Annotated in this window: 13 protein-coding genes and 2 pseudogenes; 8 read left to right on the forward strand and 7 right to left on the reverse strand. The window is 69.4% G+C overall.

Annotation, left to right across the window (positions count from 1 at the left end; genetic code table 11):
- Window positions 1-348: 348 nt before the first annotated feature.
- Window positions 349-1125: a VOC family protein gene (locus KBZ10_RS12225; RefSeq protein ID WP_210987589.1), complete on the reverse strand. Its 777-nt coding sequence runs from the start codon at window positions 1123-1125 to the stop codon at window positions 349-351.
- Between the two features lie 370 nt (window positions 1126-1495).
- Window positions 1496-2722: a hypothetical protein gene (locus KBZ10_RS12230; protein ID WP_210987590.1), complete on the reverse strand. Its 1227-nt coding sequence runs from the start codon at window positions 2720-2722 to the stop codon at window positions 1496-1498.
- A 219-nt stretch (window positions 2723-2941) separates the two neighbouring features.
- Between KBZ10_RS12230 and KBZ10_RS12235 the strand changes: the two genes are divergently transcribed.
- The 6 genes and pseudogenes from KBZ10_RS12235 (at window position 2942) to KBZ10_RS12260 (ending at window position 13188) form a co-directional block, all read left to right on the forward strand.
- Window positions 2942-5284: an N-6 DNA methylase gene (locus tag KBZ10_RS12235; RefSeq protein ID WP_247702215.1), complete on the forward strand. Its 2343-nt coding sequence runs from the start codon at window positions 2942-2944 to the stop codon at window positions 5282-5284.
- 128 nt (window positions 5285-5412) lie between these two features.
- Window positions 5413-7404: pseudogene (locus KBZ10_RS12240) on the forward strand (N-6 DNA methylase).
- A gap of 119 nt (window positions 7405-7523) precedes the next feature.
- Entirely contained in the window at window positions 7524-8729 is a 1206-nt protein-coding gene (locus tag KBZ10_RS12245; protein WP_210987591.1) for a restriction endonuclease subunit S, read from the forward strand.
- Complete coding sequence (locus KBZ10_RS12250; RefSeq protein WP_210987592.1) at window positions 8726-11908, forward strand: type I restriction endonuclease; 3183 nt, start codon at window positions 8726-8728, stop codon at window positions 11906-11908. The genes KBZ10_RS12245 and KBZ10_RS12250 overlap by 4 nt, the downstream gene beginning before the upstream one ends.
- Window positions 11909-12154: 246 nt before the next feature.
- Complete coding sequence (locus KBZ10_RS12255; protein ID WP_210987593.1) at window positions 12155-13006, forward strand: helix-turn-helix transcriptional regulator; 852 nt, start codon at window positions 12155-12157, stop codon at window positions 13004-13006.
- Window positions 12979-13188 (forward strand): DUF397 domain-containing protein, encoded by a 210-nt coding sequence (locus tag KBZ10_RS12260; protein ID WP_210987594.1) that lies wholly within the window; start codon window positions 12979-12981, stop codon window positions 13186-13188. Before KBZ10_RS12255 ends, KBZ10_RS12260 begins: the two co-directional genes overlap by 28 nt.
- A 220-nt stretch (window positions 13189-13408) precedes the next feature.
- Here the strand turns inward: KBZ10_RS12260 and KBZ10_RS12265 are convergent, their stop codons facing one another.
- From KBZ10_RS12265 to KBZ10_RS12285, 5 genes are all read right to left on the reverse strand, one after another.
- Window positions 13409-13822: a hypothetical protein gene (locus KBZ10_RS12265; RefSeq protein WP_210987595.1), complete on the reverse strand. Its 414-nt coding sequence runs from the start codon at window positions 13820-13822 to the stop codon at window positions 13409-13411.
- Window positions 13823-14194: 372 nt separating this feature from the next.
- Complete coding sequence (locus KBZ10_RS12270; RefSeq protein WP_210987596.1) at window positions 14195-14344, reverse strand: hypothetical protein; 150 nt, start codon at window positions 14342-14344, stop codon at window positions 14195-14197.
- 152 nt (window positions 14345-14496) lie between these two features.
- Window positions 14497-15036, reverse strand: a complete 540-nt coding sequence (locus KBZ10_RS12275; RefSeq protein WP_210987597.1) for an SMI1/KNR4 family protein — start codon at window positions 15034-15036, stop codon at window positions 14497-14499.
- A 409-nt stretch (window positions 15037-15445) separates the two neighbouring features.
- Window positions 15446-15946, reverse strand: coding sequence for a hypothetical protein (locus KBZ10_RS12280; RefSeq protein WP_307847362.1), 501 nt, complete (start codon window positions 15944-15946; stop codon window positions 15446-15448).
- Between the two features lie 7 nt (window positions 15947-15953).
- Window positions 15954-16739 (reverse strand): RHS repeat-associated core domain-containing protein, encoded by a 786-nt coding sequence (locus tag KBZ10_RS12285; RefSeq protein ID WP_210987598.1) that lies wholly within the window; start codon window positions 16737-16739, stop codon window positions 15954-15956.
- Window positions 16740-17194: 455 nt separating this feature from the next.
- On the opposite strand from KBZ10_RS12285, the gene KBZ10_RS12295 reads away from it, so the two are divergent.
- On the forward strand, window positions 17195-17425 hold the full coding sequence (locus KBZ10_RS12295) for a DUF6087 family protein (RefSeq protein WP_307847363.1): 231 nt from the start codon (window positions 17195-17197) through the stop codon (window positions 17423-17425).
- Between the two features lie 341 nt (window positions 17426-17766).
- Window positions 17767-17931 (forward strand): annotated as a pseudogene (locus tag KBZ10_RS29340) (methyltransferase type 11); the annotation flags it as partial.
- Window positions 17932-18238 lie beyond the last annotated feature (307 nt).

Consider the following 18238-nt stretch of genomic DNA (forward strand, 5'->3'; position numbering starts at 1 on the left):
GAAAGACCAGGCCAGGTCGGCCGGGGCACGGAAGGGCTGAACACCGGACCGCCGGTCCCGGGCCCGCGGGCCGGACGCCGCTCTTGGGCCTCTCGCGTTGCAGAGCACCGCCGGCAACGCGGCACCGGTGCCCTTGCCGGCGGCATCGCATGCGGTCACCGCGCTTGGGATACGCGTACATCAGGCTGCACGCGGGGGCGCCGAGCAGCTCTGAAATCGGGCACCGGCCCAGCCGCCGGGGCATCGGGAATCAACTGTTCGGCCAAGCGCTCCGGCGCGATCCCGGCCGTGTACGCGGCGGGCGGCTTCGAGCCGACGAGCACGCCGGGGTGCCGTCAGGGCTCCGCGTCAGGATGGGGCGAGGACGCAGAACTCGTGGCCCTCCGGGTCGGCCAAGCACGTCCACGAGACATCGCCCTGGCCGACGTCGAGGTCGGTGGCGCCGAGAGCCCGCAGCCGGTCCGCCTCCGCCTCCTTGTCGTCACCGGGGTACGGCAGCAGGTCGAGATGGACCCGGTCCGGCGCGGTCTTCGCGCCGGGCGTGCGGAGGAACTCGAGATACGGGCCGACGCCCTTGGCGGAGCGGAACACCGCCTGATCGCCGGTCACTTCATGCAGGGTCCAGTCCGTCGCCTCACCCCAGAACCGGGCCATGGCCCGCGGGTCCGCGCAGTCGACCACGACCGCGGCAATCGGCCCGGTGTCCCGGTAGACCTCCCGCGGCTCCAGCACACACAACTCGTTGCCTCCCGGGTCGGCGAGGACCGTCCACGGCACGTCGCCCTGGCCCACGTCGGCGGGCGTCGCCCCGAGCGCCCGGAGGCGCGCGACCAGCTCGGCCTGATGGGCGGTGGAGGTGGTGGCGAGATCGAGGTGCAGGCGGTTCTTCGCCGGCGTCTTGGGTTCCGGGACGGGAACGATGTCGATGCCGAGGGTGACCGGGTCCGGCCAGACCAGGCCGTGATCGGCCCCGCCACCGGGTCCGTCACCGGGTCCGCCGGCGGGGCCGACGTAGGTCGTCACGCCGGGGCTGTGGGCGGTCCAGCCGAGCGCCTCCGCCCAGAACCGGCCGACCGCCGGGGCGTCAACCGCCTTGATGCTCACCTGCACAGGTCGCAGTGCCATGCCGGCGATCCTATGGCGCGCGCTCGGCCATCACGCCCGGAGCCGAGGCCCCAGGGGCAACGTTCGCGGCCGCGGCCGGCCGCTGATGCCGGAATCCGGGCGGCCTCCGCCAAGCCCTTGGCCTGCTCGCCGAAGCGGCGGATGAACGACGGTGTTCTCTCGTCCCCCAGGCCCTCGGACCGGCAGGACCGATTGCCTCTGCGCATCGAGGCCGGCGAACGGTCCTCGCAGTCACCGCCGATCGCGCGGTATCGGCCGCGCCACGGCAGGCGTCGACGCGACGATCCGATCGCCGACAGCACGAACGTCCCGGGCCAGGACAGGTCTTCCGCGATCGGATCCGCGAGGCGGCGTGGTGCCGCGCGGCTTCTCAGAGTCCGCGGATCCTCCGCCCGGCCTCCGTGGCCGGGTAGAGGATCGCGTCGGCGACGCGGCCGCCGGAGTCCTTGACGCCGCCGCTGAAGTTGAGGCGGCCGGAGGCGCCGGTCTTGGCGGCGACGCCGTCCCAGTACGCCGCCTCCCGCTCCCAGCGGATGCCGCCGAGCAGGCGGTCCAGGTCTTCGGGGCCGATGCGGGAGGCCGCCTCGCTCCACGGCGTGGTGTGGTGGGCGGCGATCCCCACCCCGGCGAGAACGGCCGGGGCGGTGAGCGCGCTGCGGCTCGCGAAGTCGGGGAAGCACTCGGAGATCAGCCGCGCCAGCAGCGGCACGACGAAGCCCTCGACCTCCTCGGGCCGGGTACCGGCGGGCAGTTCGTCCTCGTGCACCGACTCGGCGGAGCGCGTCAGGCCGCTCCGCCCGTAGATGGCAGTGACGACGAGGGCGCGCAGCGCGGAGAGTGTGACGACCTCGCGGTCACCGGCGGAGGTCTGCCGCTTGCTGGCATTGACCAGCCGCCCGAACGGCACCGGCTGCCCGTCGATGTCGACCTTGACCGAGTCGGCGACCCGGTGCGCGAGCCGGGTGCCGAAGTCCCGCTGGTCCATGGACATGGCCAGGTTCTTGGCGACAACCACGCCCCGCACGTTGCGGTCGTAGAAGATCTGCCGCGCGTCGGCCGGGGCCAGGTCCACGTACAGCTCGAACGGGAGGCGCACGCGGGCGAGTTCGGGATACGTCAGGCCGTAGGGCTCGGGGTCGTCGTAGAGGTCGTGCCAGGCGGCGGCCTGGGTCTCGCCGTCGATGGCAACGACCATGGTGCCGGGCGCGATGGTGAGGGTGCGCAGGCCGCTGCCCGGCACGAGTTCGTCGCTGATGGCGGCGAGCGGCCCGGCGTGCCAGAGGGTGATGGGCGGGGTGGACCAGGCGGCGCCGAGCTCGCCCTTGAGCCCGGCGGCGATGTACTCGGCGTACGGCCGGACGTTCTTGCCCTTCTGGGACGACTTCAGCGTCCGCTGCACGGTCGCCCGCAGTTCGGCGTGGCGGCGCACCAGGCCGGAGGCGGTCTTCAGCTTCCTCGGGTCCTCCTCGGTGCGCGGTGACGGCACGAGCTGGACGAGCGCGGGCACGGACAGCGTCCCGACGACGGCGTCGTCACGGAACGGCATGACGGTGAGCTGGGTTCCCTCGACGACGCCGGTCGGCATGGTGAGAAGCATGGTGAATCCCCCGGAGTGTGTGGTGCGCGGGCCCGGGCCGGGCCCCGCGGTGTTGCCCCCGCGCGCCTTTCGGCGCGGGACGGCGGCTGCTTCCACCCCTTCCCGGCGGAAGCACTCACAGATAAGCATGACACTGAAAGCACCGTCAAACGACTTGACAGGAGTGGACGGCGCTATAGGGTGTTGACGTTCCCTCCCGAGAGGCTCAGGACTCCGCCCATGCCGCCGCCCTCCCCGTCATCCGCCCAGGTGACCGCCGCCGAGATTTCCCGTATCGCGGGCGTCACGCGCGCCACGGTCAGCAACTGGCGCCGCCGGCACGGGGACTTCCCGGTGCCGACCGGGGGTACGGACAGCAGCCCGCTGTACGACCTGGAGTCCGTGCGCGCCTGGCTCGCCTCACGCGGCCACGCCTCGGCGGCGAGCCCGCCGGAGGAGCTTCGTACGGCGCTCCGCCTGCGCCCGCCCGCCACCGGCGGCGGCACGCCGGACCTGTTGCTGCTCGTCCTCGCCGCGTCCGGCCTCTCCCCGGACGAACTGACGGCCGCGCTCCGGCTGCCGGACGCGGACCTCGCCGCCCGCGCGCAGCGCGACGCGGCCTCCGCGGCCGACGACTCCGTGCCGACTGCCGCCGGCTCCGGCGCCGGTTCTCCCTCCGCCTCCCACACCGTCCGCTTCGCGCCGGGCGACGCGGCGGTGCTGCGCGCCCTGTACACCTGCGTACGCGACGAGGGTGGCCAGGCCGCTCTGGAGGTGCTCGCCGAGCGGGAGTTGGAGGACAGCGCCGCGTCCGGCGCCTACCGCACCCCCCAGCCCCTCGCCGACCTGCTGGCCCGCCTACTCCCCGGCGCTCCGGCGCGCGTCCTCGACCCGGCCTGCGGCAGCGGCACTCTTCTCGCCGCCGCCGCCCGCCGGGGCGCCCGCGAGCTGTACGGCCAGGACGCGCTGCCCGTACAGGCCCGGCGCAGCGCCGTGAGCCTGCTGCTGACGGCACCGGAGACCACGGTCGCCGTCCGCGCCGCCGACAGTCTCCGCGCGGACGCCTTCCCCGGCCTCACCGCCGACGCGGTGCTCTGCAACCCGCCCTACGCCGACCGCGACTGGGGCCACGACGAGCTCGCGTACGACCAGCGCTGGGCGTACGGCGTGCCGCCCCGCGCCGAGCCGGAGCTGGCCTGGGTGCAGCACGCGCTCGCCCACCTGGCGCCGGGCGGCCACGCCGTCCTGCTCCTGCCGCCCGCCGTGGCCGGCCGCGCCTCGGGCCGCCGCGTACGGGCCGAGCTGGTGCGCAGCGGGGCGCTGCGCGCGGTAATCGCACTGCCGCCCGGGGCGTCGGTGCCGCTGCACATCGGCCTGCAGATCTGGGTGCTGCGACGGCCCGAACCGGGCGGCCCGGAGCGCAAGTCGGTGCTGTTCGTGGACACGGCGTCCGGGGCGGCGACGGGGACAGGCACAGGCACGGCGACGGGTGCGACCACCGGCACGGCACCCGGCACCGCCACGGCGGCCGGACGCGGTGGAGCGGCGCCAGCCTCACGCACGCGGGGCGGGAGCCGCTCCGCCACCGTGGACTGGGCCCGGATCACGGAGCGGGCCCTCGGCGCCTGGCGGGCGTTCACGGAGAGCCCGGACACCTTCGAGGGCGAACCCGGTATCGCGCACGCGGCCGGCGTGGTGGACCTCCTGGACGACGTGGTCGACCTGACCCCGGCCCGGCTCGTCCGGGCGTCACGATCCGAGATCGATCCGGCGGCCCTGTCGGCGGAGACCGGCGCAGCGCGCCGCGACCTCGTCAAGGCCGCCAAGTCCCTTGCACGGACGGCCGGCCGGGAAGACTGGAGCGCCGCGGGCGCCACGGCCCGCGAGTGGCGGACGGCCACGGCGTCCGACCTCGCCCGTGGCGGCGCGCTCACCCTCCTCCGCACCGCCCCGGACGCCACCCGCGGCCGCACGGACGACGGGACCGACAGCAGCGGCCGCAGCGGCGAGCCGGAAGCCCGCCCGGTCCTCACCGGCGCGGACATCGCGACCGGCTCCGGCCCCACCGGCGACCCGGCGGAGCTGCGCGGCGGCGCGACGGCCCCCGTGATCGTCACCGGGGACGTCCTCGTACGAGCCGTCGCGGGCGGGGGCGGCCCGATGGCCCGGGTCGCGGGCGAGGATGACGCCGGGGCGCTGCTCGGCCCCCACGTCCACCTCTTCCGCCCGGACCCGGCCCGCCTGGACGCCTGGTTCCTCGCCGGGTTCCTCGGCGCGGAGGAGAACATCGCGGGCGCCTCGACCGGCAGCACGGTCCTCACGGTCAGCCCGGGCCGGCTGCGTGTGCCGCTGCTGCCGCTGGAGGAGCAGCGGCGGTACGGGGAGGCGTTCCGGCACGTCCACGAACTCCGGGCGGAGGCACGGCGGGCGAACCGGCTCGCGGAGGAGACGGCCCGGCTGCTGGCGGGCGGCCTGACCGGAGGGCAACTGCTCCCGGACGGGGGCGCGAGCCGGGACCGGGACACCACGGCAGGCGACCGCCTGCACGGGGCGCACTCGCGGGGCGGCCAATCCGCCCGTTAGCCATACGGACCTTCGTCCGCATAGACCACACTTGTCAGCATCCGCGTCGGCCGACCCGCCCGGCGGCGCGGTGGGGCGGGACAGCGGGACAGTGGGACAGAACATTCGGGAAGGAACTCGGGATCCAGTTGAACAGCAGTAAGCACACGGAGATGGCGAACCACGCGTGGTCCGTCGCCGACCTCCTGCGGGGGGACTACAAGCAGTCCGACTACGGCAAGGTCATCCTGCCGTTCACGGTGCTGCGGCGCCTGGAGTGCGTGCTGGAGCCCACGCGCGAGAAGGTCGCGGAGCTGGCGGAGCAGTACAAGGACACCGAGATCGACCCGGACCGCTTCCTGCGCCGGGCCGCGGGCCACTCCTTCTACAACAAGTCCGGCCTCACCCTGAAGAAGATCGCGGCGGACCCGCAGAACGCGGCGAAGAACCTCCAGGTGTACGTGGCGGCGTACTCCGACAACGCGCGGGGCGTGCTGGAGCGCTTCGAGTTCGCCCAGCAGATCAAACGGCTGGACAGTGCGGGGCTCCTCTACCAGGTCATCGGCAAGTTCACGGACCTGGACCTGCGCCCGGAGATCGTGCCCAACCACAACATGGGCTACATCTTCGAGGAGCTGATCCGCCGCTTCGCCGAGCAGTCGAACGAGACGGCCGGTGAGCACTTCACCCCGCGCGAGGTCATCCAGCTCATGGTGCGGCTGCTCGTCGCCCCGGACGGCGACGGCCTCCAACTCCCCGGCGCCGTCCGCACGGTGCTCGACCCGGCCTGCGGCACGGGCGGCATGCTCTCCGCGATGGACGACCTCATCAAGGAGCTCAACCCGGACGCCACGGTGGAGGTGTACGGGCAGGAGCTCAACCCCGAGTCGTGGGCGATCTGCCGGTCCGACCTCATGATCAAGGGCCAGGACCCGGAGAACATCGCCTTCGGCAACTCCTTCTCCGACGACGGCCACGCCCGCCGGACCTTCGACTACATGCTGGCCAACCCGCCGTTCGGCGTGGAGTGGAAGAAGGTCAAGGACGAGGTCGAGGCCGAGCACAAGTCGCTCGGCGAGGCCGGCCGCTTCGGCGCGGGGCTGCCGCGCATCAACGACGGCTCGCTGCTGTTCCTCCAGCACATGATCTCCAAGATGAAGCCGGTGGACGTGAACGGCGGGGGCGGCTCGCGCCTGGCGATCGTCTTCAACGGCTCCCCGCTCTTCACGGGCGCGGCCGGTTCGGGCGAGTCGGAGATCCGCCGCTGAATCCTGGAGAACGACTGGCTGGAGGGCATCGTCGCCCTCCCGGACCAGCTCTTCTACAACACCGGCATCTCCACGTACTTCTGGATCCTGACCAACCGCAAGAGCCCGGACCACAAGGGCAAGGTCGTGCTCCTGGACGCCCGCGACCAGTGGCAGAAGATGCGCAAGTCGCTCGGCGACAAGCGCAAGCAACTGGGCAAGGACCACATCACGACGGTGGTCAAGCTGTACGGCGAGGCGCTGGCCGTACGGGACGACCCGGAGCACCCGCTGCACGGCAAGGTGAAGGTCTTCGCCAACGAGGACTTCGGCTACCAGCGGATCACGGTGGAACGCCCGCTGAAGCTCCGCTTCGAGGTGACGGAGGAGACGCTGGCGGCACTGGAGGCGTCAAAGCCGATCCAGAAGCTGCCGCAGGCGGCGGCCCTGGCGGACGCCTTCAAGTCCCTGATGGGCACGGGCTGGAGCACGAAGCAGGAGGCTTGGCTCGCGCTGAAGGACGCGGTGGTCCAGGCCGGCGGGACGTGGCCCACGGGCGCGCCTTTCAACAAGGCCCTGCGGGAGGTCACCGGCGTCCGGGACCCGAGGGGCGAGGTCCAGCTCCTCAAGGGCCAGCCCGAACCGGACCCGGAGCTTCGTGACTACGAGAACGTGCCGCTGGGCGAGGACGTCGAGGAGTACCTGAAGCGGGAGGTCCACCCGCACGTGCCGGACGCGTGGATCGACCACAGCAAGACGAAGATCGGGTACGAGATTCCGTTTACGCGGCACTTCTATGTGTACAAGCCTCCGCGGCCGCTGGCGGAGATCGATGCGGAGTTGAAGGCGCTGGAGGCGGAGATTCAAGGGCTGCTGGGTGAGGTTACGGAATGACTAGCGCTGTAGTGGGGTTCGACTGGGCACACATGCCGACTGCTTGGCCGAGTGTCCGGATCGGGGCTCTCGTATCTCATGTCGACGAGGCCAGCACCAGTGGCTTGGAGCAGTTGCACATGCTCAGCAAGGAACGCGGCGTCCTCCCACGGGCTCATGGCTCCCAGGGTTTCTCTGAAGCTCATTCATACGTCGGCTATAAGAGATTTAGCGCTGGCGACATCATTATGAACAAGATGCAGGCATGGAACGGGGTTTTCGGGCTTGCGGCATCATCAGGGATCATCAGCCCGGACTACGCAATTTTCCGGCCGAACCCCAGCACAGTGGACGCGCGCTTCCTGGTGCATCTACTCAGGGATCCGATCTACGCCGGCATCTTTTCAGGGATTTCCCGGGGAATGGGAACAGGATTCAATCGGGTACATCCCGAGCAGTTCCTAAAGGTTCCCGTGCCAATCCCTAGCCTCGGGGAGCAGCACCGCATCGCCAACTTCCTCGACGCCGAGACCGCCCGCATCGACCGTGTCAGGGAGTCACGAGAAGTCCAAGGCACGCTGCTGAGCAGCATGCTGGGTCAACTCGTCAACGGAGCCACCGCTGGCGACGCCGAAACCCTCAAGAAGCTCGGGGTTGCCTATGACAGTGCGGACTGGGGGCTCGGAAAGGTAAGTCGTCTGTGCCGGGTGGTACCGGGTCACGCGTTTCCCAGCGAGGGGTTTGTGCACAGCGGCGGCACGCGGCTTCTGCGCGGTATCAACGTCTCCGTGGATGAGACGTCATGGGATGAAACCGTTTCATGGGACGAAGACAACACACCCACTCCTCAACGATTCCACCTCCGCGCCGGGGACTTGGTTCTAGGAATGGACCGCCCCTGGATCTCTAGTGGCATGCGCATGACCTTCATTTCCGAGAAGGATCTACCCGCACTCTTGCTCCAACGGGTTGCGTGTCTTCGACCCAATTCTGCTGGGGTGGACATGAGGTACATCTACTGGAGCCTTCGATCGTTGAGGTTCCGTCAAGCCGTGGAGGGGGAACTGACGGGCGTCTCGGTTCCGCATCTCAGCGGTGACCAGATCGGAGCGTTTGTTTTCCCTCTCCCGCCCATTTCCACACAGCGGGAGATCTCGGACCGACTCTCTGCCTACTCAGCACGCATCCGCAAGCTGCGGTCAACCATGAATCGTCAGGCTGAACTGTTGAACGAACGCCGCCAAGCCCTAATCACCGCAGCCGTAACCGGCCAGTTCGACGTCTCCACCGCCAGCGGCCGCAACGTGATCGACAACGTGCCCGAGCCCGAGGGAGTGACCCCGTGAGCCCCGTGCACGACGAGTCCGCCTTCGGGTCCGCCATCGTCGCCGCCCTCTGCGAGCGCGGCTGGCGGGAGGCGAACCGCGAGGATTACCGGCCCGACCTCGGGCTCGACACCAACGAGCTGTTCACCTTCATCGGCGCGACCCAGCCCGACGAGTGGAACGAACTCCTCACCGTCTACGGCGGCAACCCCAACGAGGCCCAGCGCGGCTTCGCCCAGCGCCTCGACCGGGCCATCGCCGACGACGGCCTCCTCCACGTCCTCCGGAACGGCGTCAAGGACCGGGGCGTCCGCCTCCGCGTCGCCTACTTCAAGCCCAACCTCATCTCCGCCGACTCCTTGCTCGACGGCTACCGGGCCAACCGCCTCACCGTCGTCCGCGAACTCCCCTACGCCACCAAGCAAGCCGACTGGGGCCACCGGCTCGACCTCACCCTCTTCCTCAACGGCATCCCGGTCGCCACCGCCGAGTTGAAGAACCCGCTCACCGGCCAGGGCGTCGAGCAGGCCAAGGAGCAGTACCGGACCGACCGCGACCCGACCGAGCTGATCTTCACCCGCCGGGTCATCGCGAACTTCGCCGTCGACCCGGACCTGGTCTTCGTCACCACCCAACTGCGCGGCAAGAGCACCCGGTTCCTGCCCTTCAACACCGGCTCCCACGGCCCCGGCCTCCCCGGCGGGGCCGGGAACCCGGCGCCCACCGCCCACGGCACATACGCCACCTCCTACCTCTGGGAGCAGGTCTGGCAGCGGGACAACTGGCTCGATCTCCTCCAGCGCTTCGTCCACCAGCAGAAGCACAAGACGCCAGGCGGCTCCACCACCAAGTCGACGATCTTCCCGCGCTTCCACCAGTGGGACGTGGTCCGCAAGCTCACCGCCCACGCGGCGACGCACGGCGCCGGTGAGAACTACCTGGTCATGGCGTCCGCCGGCTCCGGCAAGTCGAACACCATCGGCTGGCTGGCCCACCGCCTCAGCGATCTGCACGCCGACAACGACCCGGCCGCCCTCGACCCCGAGGCCGTCGCCGCCCAGCGCATCAAGGCGGGCGAGCCGGTCTTCGACAAGGTCATCGTCATCACCGACCGCCGCAACCTGGACGCCCAGCTCCGGGAGACCGTCGGCGGCTTCTCGCAGACGGACGGCCTGGTCGTCAAGGTCGACGAGAAGCACGGCGCCAAGAGCGAGCAGCTCGCCCGCGCCCTCTCCCGGGACACCGGGAAGATCGTCACCGTCACCCTGCACTCGTTCCCGGCGCTGCTCGACTACATCAAGCGCAACCCCACCGAGATCAAGGGCACCCGCTTCGCGGTCATCGTGGACGAGGCGCACTCCTCCCAGTCCGGTGACGCCGCCACCGCCGTGAAGTCCGCCCTGCGCGACCTCGGCCTGGACTCCGACTCGGACGACCAGGGCGCGACCACCGTCACCGTGGACCAGAAGCTGAAGTCGAAGGCCGTGGCGCGCTCCCGCGCCGCCAACCTCTCCTACTTCGCCTTCACCGCCACGCCCAAGGCCAAGACCCTCGAACTCTTCGGCACGGAGGGCGTGGAGAACGGCAAGACCGTCTACCGGCCCTTCCACACCTACTCGATGCGCCAGGCCATCGAGGAGGGCTTCATCCTCGACCCGCTGCGCAACTACGTCACGTACAACACCTACTGGAAGCTGGCGAACCTCAACCGCGACGAGAAGGAGGTCGATCCCTCCAAGGCGAACAGCCTGCTCGCCCGGTTCGCGCTGATGCACGAGCACACGGTGTCGCAGCACGCCCAGGTGATCGTCGAGCACTTCGTCGCCCACACCCGCGGCCGGCTCGGCGGGCGGGCCAAGGCGATGGTGGTCACGGCCTCCCGGCAGTCCGCCGTCGAGACGGCCCGCGCCATCCGCAGCTACATCCGGGACCGCGACTACGACACCAAGTACCCGGACCTGGGCGTCCTGACGGCCTTCTCCGGCTCCCTCACCCTCGACGGCGAGGAGACCACCGAGAGCAAGGAGAACGGCGGCCTGTCGGAGAGCGCGCTGCCGAAGGCGTTCGCCTACACCCGCGCCGACGACAAGGCCGCGAAGGCCGGCGGCAAGGGGCAGCAGGAGTACCGCATCCTCGTCGTCGCCGAGAAGTTCCAGACCGGCTTCGACCAGCCGCTGCTCACCACGATGTACGTCAACAAGACGCTGACCGGCATCGCCGCGGTGCAGACCCTCTCCCGCCTCAACCGCACCCACGACCGCAAGTCGCAGGCCGACCTCGCCGTCCTGGACTTCGTCAACGAGGCCGAGGACATCCAGGATGCCTTCCGCCCGTACTTCGAGGAGGCGCACACCCTGCCCTCCGACCCGAACCTCCTCTACTCGGCGCAGAGCCGGGTCATGTCCGCCCCGGTGATCTCCGAGCAGGACATGGACGCGTTCGTGGCCGCGTACTTCGCGGCGCAGGAGAAGGCGGCCGGCTCCCAGGCGAAGTGGGAGAAGCTGCACGCCGAGCTGTACCGGCTCCTCTCCCCCGCCGTCACCCGCTTCACGCAGCTCCTGGAGAGCGAGGACGAGGACGACACCGAGACGGCCGAGGACTTTCGCACCAACCTCAACGACTACGTCCGCAAGTACGGCTTCCTCGCGCAGATCGTCCCGTACCAGGACGCCGAGCTGGAACGCCTGTACCTCTACGGGCGCTACCTCCTCAACCGCCTCCCCCGCCTCGCGGACGGCGGAGTCGACATAGGCGAGGTGGACCTGAGCCATCTGCGGGTGGAGAAGACCGGCGAGCACGACGTGTCGCTCAACCCCGAGGGCGCGGCCGAACTCATGGGCTTCGGCGACGGGGTGGGCGGTGCCAAGGACGCCGAGAAGTCACTGCTGTCCGAGCTGATCGACAGGTTCAACGCGAAGTTCGGCACGGAGTTCACCCAGGAGGACGTCCTCCCGGCCTTCAACGCCACCAAGGAGGACCCGAAGGTCCGGGCCGCGGCCCTCGTCAACGACGAGCAGAACTTCGGCATCGTCTTCGACAAGAAGTTCGAGGAGAACATGATGGATCACGTCTCCACCATCGACACCCTCGGCAAGCGGTACTTCGGCACCGACCGCGACTTCAAGTCCACCCTGGACCGCAGCGCCCGCCGCGCGGCCTGGCGCATGATCCGCCGCGAGGAGGGGCTGGACGAGATCTGACGGGCGGCGCCCGGCGCCCAGCGCCCGGCCCGGGCCATGAAGCGCCGGGCGCCCGTCCTCACCTCATCCCGGCAGGTCCGCTCCACGACCGACGGATTTCGTGATTCGGCCATCGCCCCAACTCCGGCCGATTTACCGTGTGTAGTCGGTCCGCTACGACCGGGTCGGTCGACACCGAGTACGGGTACGAAGGGCTTCCGGAGTGGTCGATGACGGCCGGTCCAGGGGCGCCGGAGGGGAGTCACCTTGCCGCAGCGACGCCTTGTCACAGGCCGCAGCCGGGAACCGCGCCAGCGGTTCGCCGAGGAATTACGGCAGTTGCGGGCCGGCAAAGGCGTCAGTCTGCGACAGCTCGGCGAACGGCTCGGCTGGGACTGGTCGCTGTTCGGCAAGATGGAGAAGGGCGAGACCCTCGGCGGCCCGGAAGTCGTCCAGGCCCTCGACACCTACTTCGGCACCCCCGGCATGCTGCTCGCCCTGTGGGAACTGGCACGGGCCGACCACACCCAGTTCCGCGAACAGTACCGGCGCTACATGGAACTGGAGGCGGAGGCCACCAGCCTCTGGCACTTCGCGGTGAGCGTCCTGCCGGGGCTCTTGCAGACCCCTGGCTACGCGCGAGAGGTCCTGGCCGTGGGCGGCAGCAAGGGCGCCGAACTCGATCAACAGGTCGAGGCGCGGATGGGGCGACGGGACCTGCTGGAAGGGGACGACGCACCGCCCTTCCGTGCCATCCTCGCCGAAGCCGTCCTCCGTACGCCGGTGCGGGACGAGGTGGAGTGGCGGGCACAACTGGCTTACGTGGCAGAGATGTCCGAGCGCGACAACGTGACGGTTCAAGTGTTGCCGCAGATGGCAGGAGTGCATGGGCTGGTTGCCACGGACGTCTGGTTCCTGCGGCTGCCTGACGGTCGTCCGGTGGCGTACACGGAGAACGCGCACTGGGGTGAACTCGTAGAGGAGAACGCGCGGATCGAACGCCTACACCGTGCCTACGATGTGGTGCGCGACATGGCCCTCTCCCCCGCCGAGTCGCGGAAACTGATCCTGCGCATGTTGGAGGAAGTGCCGTGCGACCTATCGACCCGAGTGTCGTGAGCTGGCGCAAGAGCAGTTACAGCAATCCGGACGGCGGCGCGTGCGTCGAGGTCGCTGACGGCTTCGCCGCCGCCGTCCCCGTACGCGACAGCAAGAACCCGCACGGTCCGGTGATCACGTTCCCGGCAGCCGGCTGGGACACGTTCATAGCGGCCGTGAAGCGCGGCAAGTTGCGCGCCTGATCCGAGCGTCGCGGGCGCCGAAACATGACCCGGTCCCTCGCCCACCGAACATCCGGGCGAGGGGCCGTCGTTGTGCCTTATCGGTTCGGGTTCAGGCCTGTACCGGCTCCGCCTTCCCGACGTAGACCCCGCCGGCCGTACCCGGCAGGAGCTGCTCCGCATAGAAGCGCGGCACGTGAAGGAGTGCTACCCGCACGAGTCGGCCTGGACCGGCGGCGGATCAGGCACTGGCGGCGAACCAGATTCCCAGGCCGCAGAGGATCAGCAGACTTGCGGTGAACTGAAGGGTCAGCAGTGGAGAGATGCGGACGTTCTCATTTCCCTCTTCTGCGCTGATCCGCCACATCTCACGCAGTTCCTTGCTGTGTCCCACGCCCGCGAGCCACATCGCCGCGACCGTGCAGCCGTACATCGGCAGGAGCTGGCCGAGGTGGAGTTTGTAGGCGGCACCGAAAAGGATTGCCGCGACGACCCCGACCAGAGGCCCGGCAATGGCCATGATGCGCTGTGCCCGGTTTGTAGCAACTGACCGGTACAGGGCGGTGAATCCTCCTGATGCGGCGATGGCGACAACCCACCAGAGCACGGAGGGGAGCTCCGGGGCGGAGGGAACGCTGGACACGCTGTGCTCCATGTGAGAGGTCTGACGCGGCGGCGAGGTGGGACGACGGCTCACCCCGTCCCGTAGGGCGAACTTATCCGAACAGACTGCCGACGATCGATGCGGCACCTGCGGCTACGCCACTGAGCGAGTCGGTAACCTGCTTGGTCGCTTGCCGACCTACTGGGCTGCCGCGGAGATCCCGTCGTCGACATAGCTCAGGCCCCACTTCGCCACGGTGCCGGCGACCGCAAGCCCGCCGCATCCACAGTCGTCCTCGACCGTATGCGAGCGGGCCGAGGTGACCGGCGCCCGGTTGGAGGGCGCCGGAGTCAGTCGCCGCGCGGCCCTTGCCCGGCTCTGCTGCCTGTGCCCCTGCCCCGGGCCGGCATCTCGGGGGACTCTTCACCCCAGCAGTTCGCCCTCGTCGATCGTCCAGCCGTTTTTTGGGAGCAGTGCCTGAAGGCTCTTGTTGTCCTTGAGGCACACCACCATGTCCCGGATGTGGTCGTCGCACTTTCCTGGGAATGTGCGCTTGATGTCGTCGATGTCCATTCGCATCGCCTCGGTGCCCCTACCCCTTGAAAGGCGACAGCCCGGATACGCAGGCCGGCGTTGCGGCCGGAGACCATGAGGATCTGTCGGCCTATGGACGTGATCACTGCGGCGACCGTGAAGGGGCAGGTTCGGCACGGTGGCGTGCGTGGTTACTGGCGGATGTTGTTGTTGGAGTCGAACTGGTGCTCATCGGCGGGGAGGTCGGGGAAGTACTCGGTTTCTGCCTGTCCGGTGAGGACGGCCAGGAGGAAGTCCGCGCAGGGAGTGCTGTGGTGTTCCCACAGGGGTCCTCGGCCTTCGTTGAGCATCACCGTCCATGCGTCCGGCTTCTGCCCGGGCTGCACCAGCCAGTACAGCCAGGCCCCGCTGTCCTCGACGTAGGCCCACGGGATTACCCGTGCCCCCGCGGTCTGGAGCTGTTCGGGTACGGGTTCGGTCTGCCAGAGGTCGGCGAGGACCTCAGCGCGTTCCGCGGTTGCGGTGAGGAGGTTGTAGTCGTCGTCGGGGCATGCGGGGTCCAGCAGCCAGATGGTCTCGTCGAAGACGCCGCCTCCGTAGGTCTCGACGAGCTGCTGGTAGTCGGCCGGCACCGGGGTGCCGAGTTCCTGTTCGACGGCCTGCCAGTCGCGGGAGCGGCGCGGCCCGGGGGGAGGAACGAGTTCGGTCAGGCGTTCCACGGCGGGGTGCATGGCGGGGTTCTCTCCTGTGCTGGGGCCACGTGTGCTTGGGGCCCCCTCAGGGCCCCTCACCTTTCGTTGTGGCCATGGGGTGGTCCCGTCGCGCCCTGAAGGCACACACCCTGGCTCGGCTCGTTTGCGGCACTGCGTTGGGCTCCACTGCTGCACTGGTATTTGCGCTTCTGCGGTAGCACCCTCAGCGGGCGCGCCGAGCCGACGTCGCCTGGCAGGCAGTAGCGGCTGACGGTCACCTCTTCGGCGACCTTGCTGAGGAGCACGGAGCAGACGTTGGTGTCAGGAGCACCGTGTCGCATCGCCCAAGGCTGACGGAGAGGATTGCGGACTGCGGTTGAAAGGCGCAGAGCCAGGTGGCGGCCGTCTACGGCGGGCGGGTTGTGTGCTGGTTCCCGGCGTCCCGGGGTCAGAATCCGTCGGGGTAGCGGTAGTCGTAGTAGTGCTCGTCACCGACGAGCACGGATGTGAAGTGCAGGGGCAGCCCGTTGTCGTCGCGGGGCACCTCCTGCGATGTCTCCCGTGTGAAGCCGAGGGAGACTCCGGGGATGACGGGGCGCTCGGCTTCCGACTCGTCCACGCGCCAGCCACGCTCCTCGGCATGCCGGAGGATGTCCTTCGCGGGTGTCGCGAAGACATCCTGTCCCTCGAGCAGGACGCGGGTCGTTGTCGTCTTGCCCTCTCCGGGCCACCACAGCTCGATCGCCGAGACGTCGTTCTCGTTCTCCTCGCACAGTGCCTGGATTTCGATCTTGTCGCAGGTTACGGCGACGAGCGACGAGGACGAGCGGCGTACCACTTCCGGATCGCCGAAGGCGCTCAGGGCGGACACGGCATCGTCGAGCGTCATCCCGAGGAACACGGGTGCCACTCCACGCGGAGGATCGAGCACCAGGTCCACGTGCACCACTCTTTCTCTACTTCAGGACGTCGTAGTCGATCGTCCAGCCGCGCTTGGTGAGCATCGCCTGGAACTTTCTGTTGTGCTGAAGGCTGTCGATCATATCGGCGATGTGGGTGTCGTACTTGTTGCCGTAGAGCGTCCTGATCTCATCGATGTCCATCTTCATGGCCTGGTCCCAGCGGCCGCTGTCGATGAGCGCTCGCTGCCGTGCGCGCCACAGGTCGCTCGCCTTGCCGGAGCCGGTGCTTGTCAGCTTGCGATGGTCCGCTTCGTCCATGCGAATGGAGGGCCCCATCCCCGCGCCCTTGCCCTTCCGCTTTCCGGTCTGGGCGACCTTGAAGCCGGGCTCGTTCAGGTGGGAGTACGAGGCCTTTGCGGGGATGTGGTTGACCTCCATGTCGACGTTCGTGCGGCGGCTGCCGTCGTCGTTCTTGAGGTTGGCCGGCAGCAGTCCGCTGTACCAGCCGCCGAGTTCGGTGCATCCCTTGGCTATGAGCCCTTCCGGGTCCATCCGTAGCTGCGGGTTGGTCACGTACGCGACGGGGATGGGCGCGGCGTCGAGTCCGAGGGGATCGGGGCTGGTGTAGCGGGCGGTCTCGGGGTCGTAGTGACGGAAGCAGTTGTAGTGGAGTGCGGTTTCTCCGTCGTCGTACTGTCCGGGGAACCGAAGGGGTGTGTAGGCCGTGGCGTCACGGTTCCAGGTTGTGGTGCCCCAGACGGTGGTGCGCGTGTGCCAGGCGATCTCCCCGTCCTCGGCGAGGAGTTCACTGGGCGAGCCTCGGCGACGACGTTCCCACATGGGTCGCGTACTTCGACGCGGCCGAGCACGCCGGCGCCCGCGCGGTCTCCGCCCGTGACCTTGCCGGACTCGGCCGTGGCCGCAGGGCCGCGAGCCTCCACTTCGAGGACGCCCTCAAGCTCAGGAAGCCCGGCTTCGACCGGGTCCGCGTCATGGACCGCGTCGGCCTGGCCGCCGCGCTCTTCGACGAGGGCGAGGTCGAGCGGGGCGCCGCTGCGGCCCACCAAGCGCTCGACGACGCAGCCCGCGTGACTCCACCCTCGTCGTGTCCCGGCTCAACACGCTGCTGGACGCGGCCCGTCCGTACGAAATCGCCGCGATCGACGACGTACGGGCCCGGGCAAAGGAACTGGCCGCTGCCCGGCCGAGCACAATCGCGGCCTGAGAGCATCGAGCGCATGGGCAAGCACCGCCGACCCGGACCGTCGAACCAACCGTCGCGCACCGTGCCGCGCGTGGACGCCGACGACCCACTCGCCGCCTACAACAAACGGCGCCGCCCCCCGATGGACCTCTACCGCCGTCACCGGCCCGTGCACGGCGGCGCCGGCCACCTCCGGCCCGACGAGCCGCGCGTCCTGGAGGAGTGGACCGGGTTCGTGTACGAGGTGGTCGGCACTGCTCCCAGCCTCGCGGCCGCCCAGGAATGGGGGAACGAACTCCAGATCGACGACAGCGCAACCTGATGCCCCGTGACGAGAGGCATCCCGGCCCACGGCCGGTGCGATGGCCTGTCGAACGCAGCCACCGCAGCCTCGACCGGACACCCGCCGAACATGTCCGGCACGCAAAGCGTCTGGTCAAGCCGGCTTCTCGCGAGAGGCGGTCGGGAAGCCGGAGATCACCGGTCAGTGTCAGCTCACGTATCCCGTAGGTCACGAGTGTGTCCCCGCTGCATGCCACTGCGTGCCCGCCCGACGATTCGGGCGACTGTGACCCCGCGTACTGACCTGAAAGGCTCGCCACCACGAATTGGGAGAGCAAGGCAAGCACCCTCGCGGACCAGGTGACCGACCCGGAAGCGTGAATGGACGCCGCGTATGCGGACCGGTCCCTGATCACCAGGGTTGGCACGCTGCACGCCGACCACGCCGAACCCGGAGACCAGCCCGAGGGACTGCCCACGTCATCCGCGACCATGCCGAGCCTGGTGGTTCGGATGCTGCAACACGGGCGACTCGGGAACGGGCTCGACGAGTTCTTTTCTGCGGTAAGGCCTTCGCGTCGGCGCCACCCCGAATACCTTCTGTATTTGATCCCTCGCGCGCCCAGTCCATGGGCCTGTCGCGGTGGCGCGGTCGGGCCCGGCAGGGGCGCACGGGATCAGGGCCGGTAGCGGCCGAGTGCGGGAGCGAAGGGCTTCCGGGGTGGTCGGTGTCGGCCCGTCGGAGGCACTGGAGGGGAGTCACCTTGCCGCAGCGACGCCTTGTCACAGGCCGCAGCCGGGAACCGCGCCAGCGGTTCGATGGAACTGGAGGCGGAACCCAACAGCCTCTGAC

This window comes from Streptomyces sp. F63, assembly GCF_018070345.1.
Classification (GTDB): domain Bacteria; phylum Actinomycetota; class Actinomycetes; order Streptomycetales; family Streptomycetaceae; genus Streptomyces.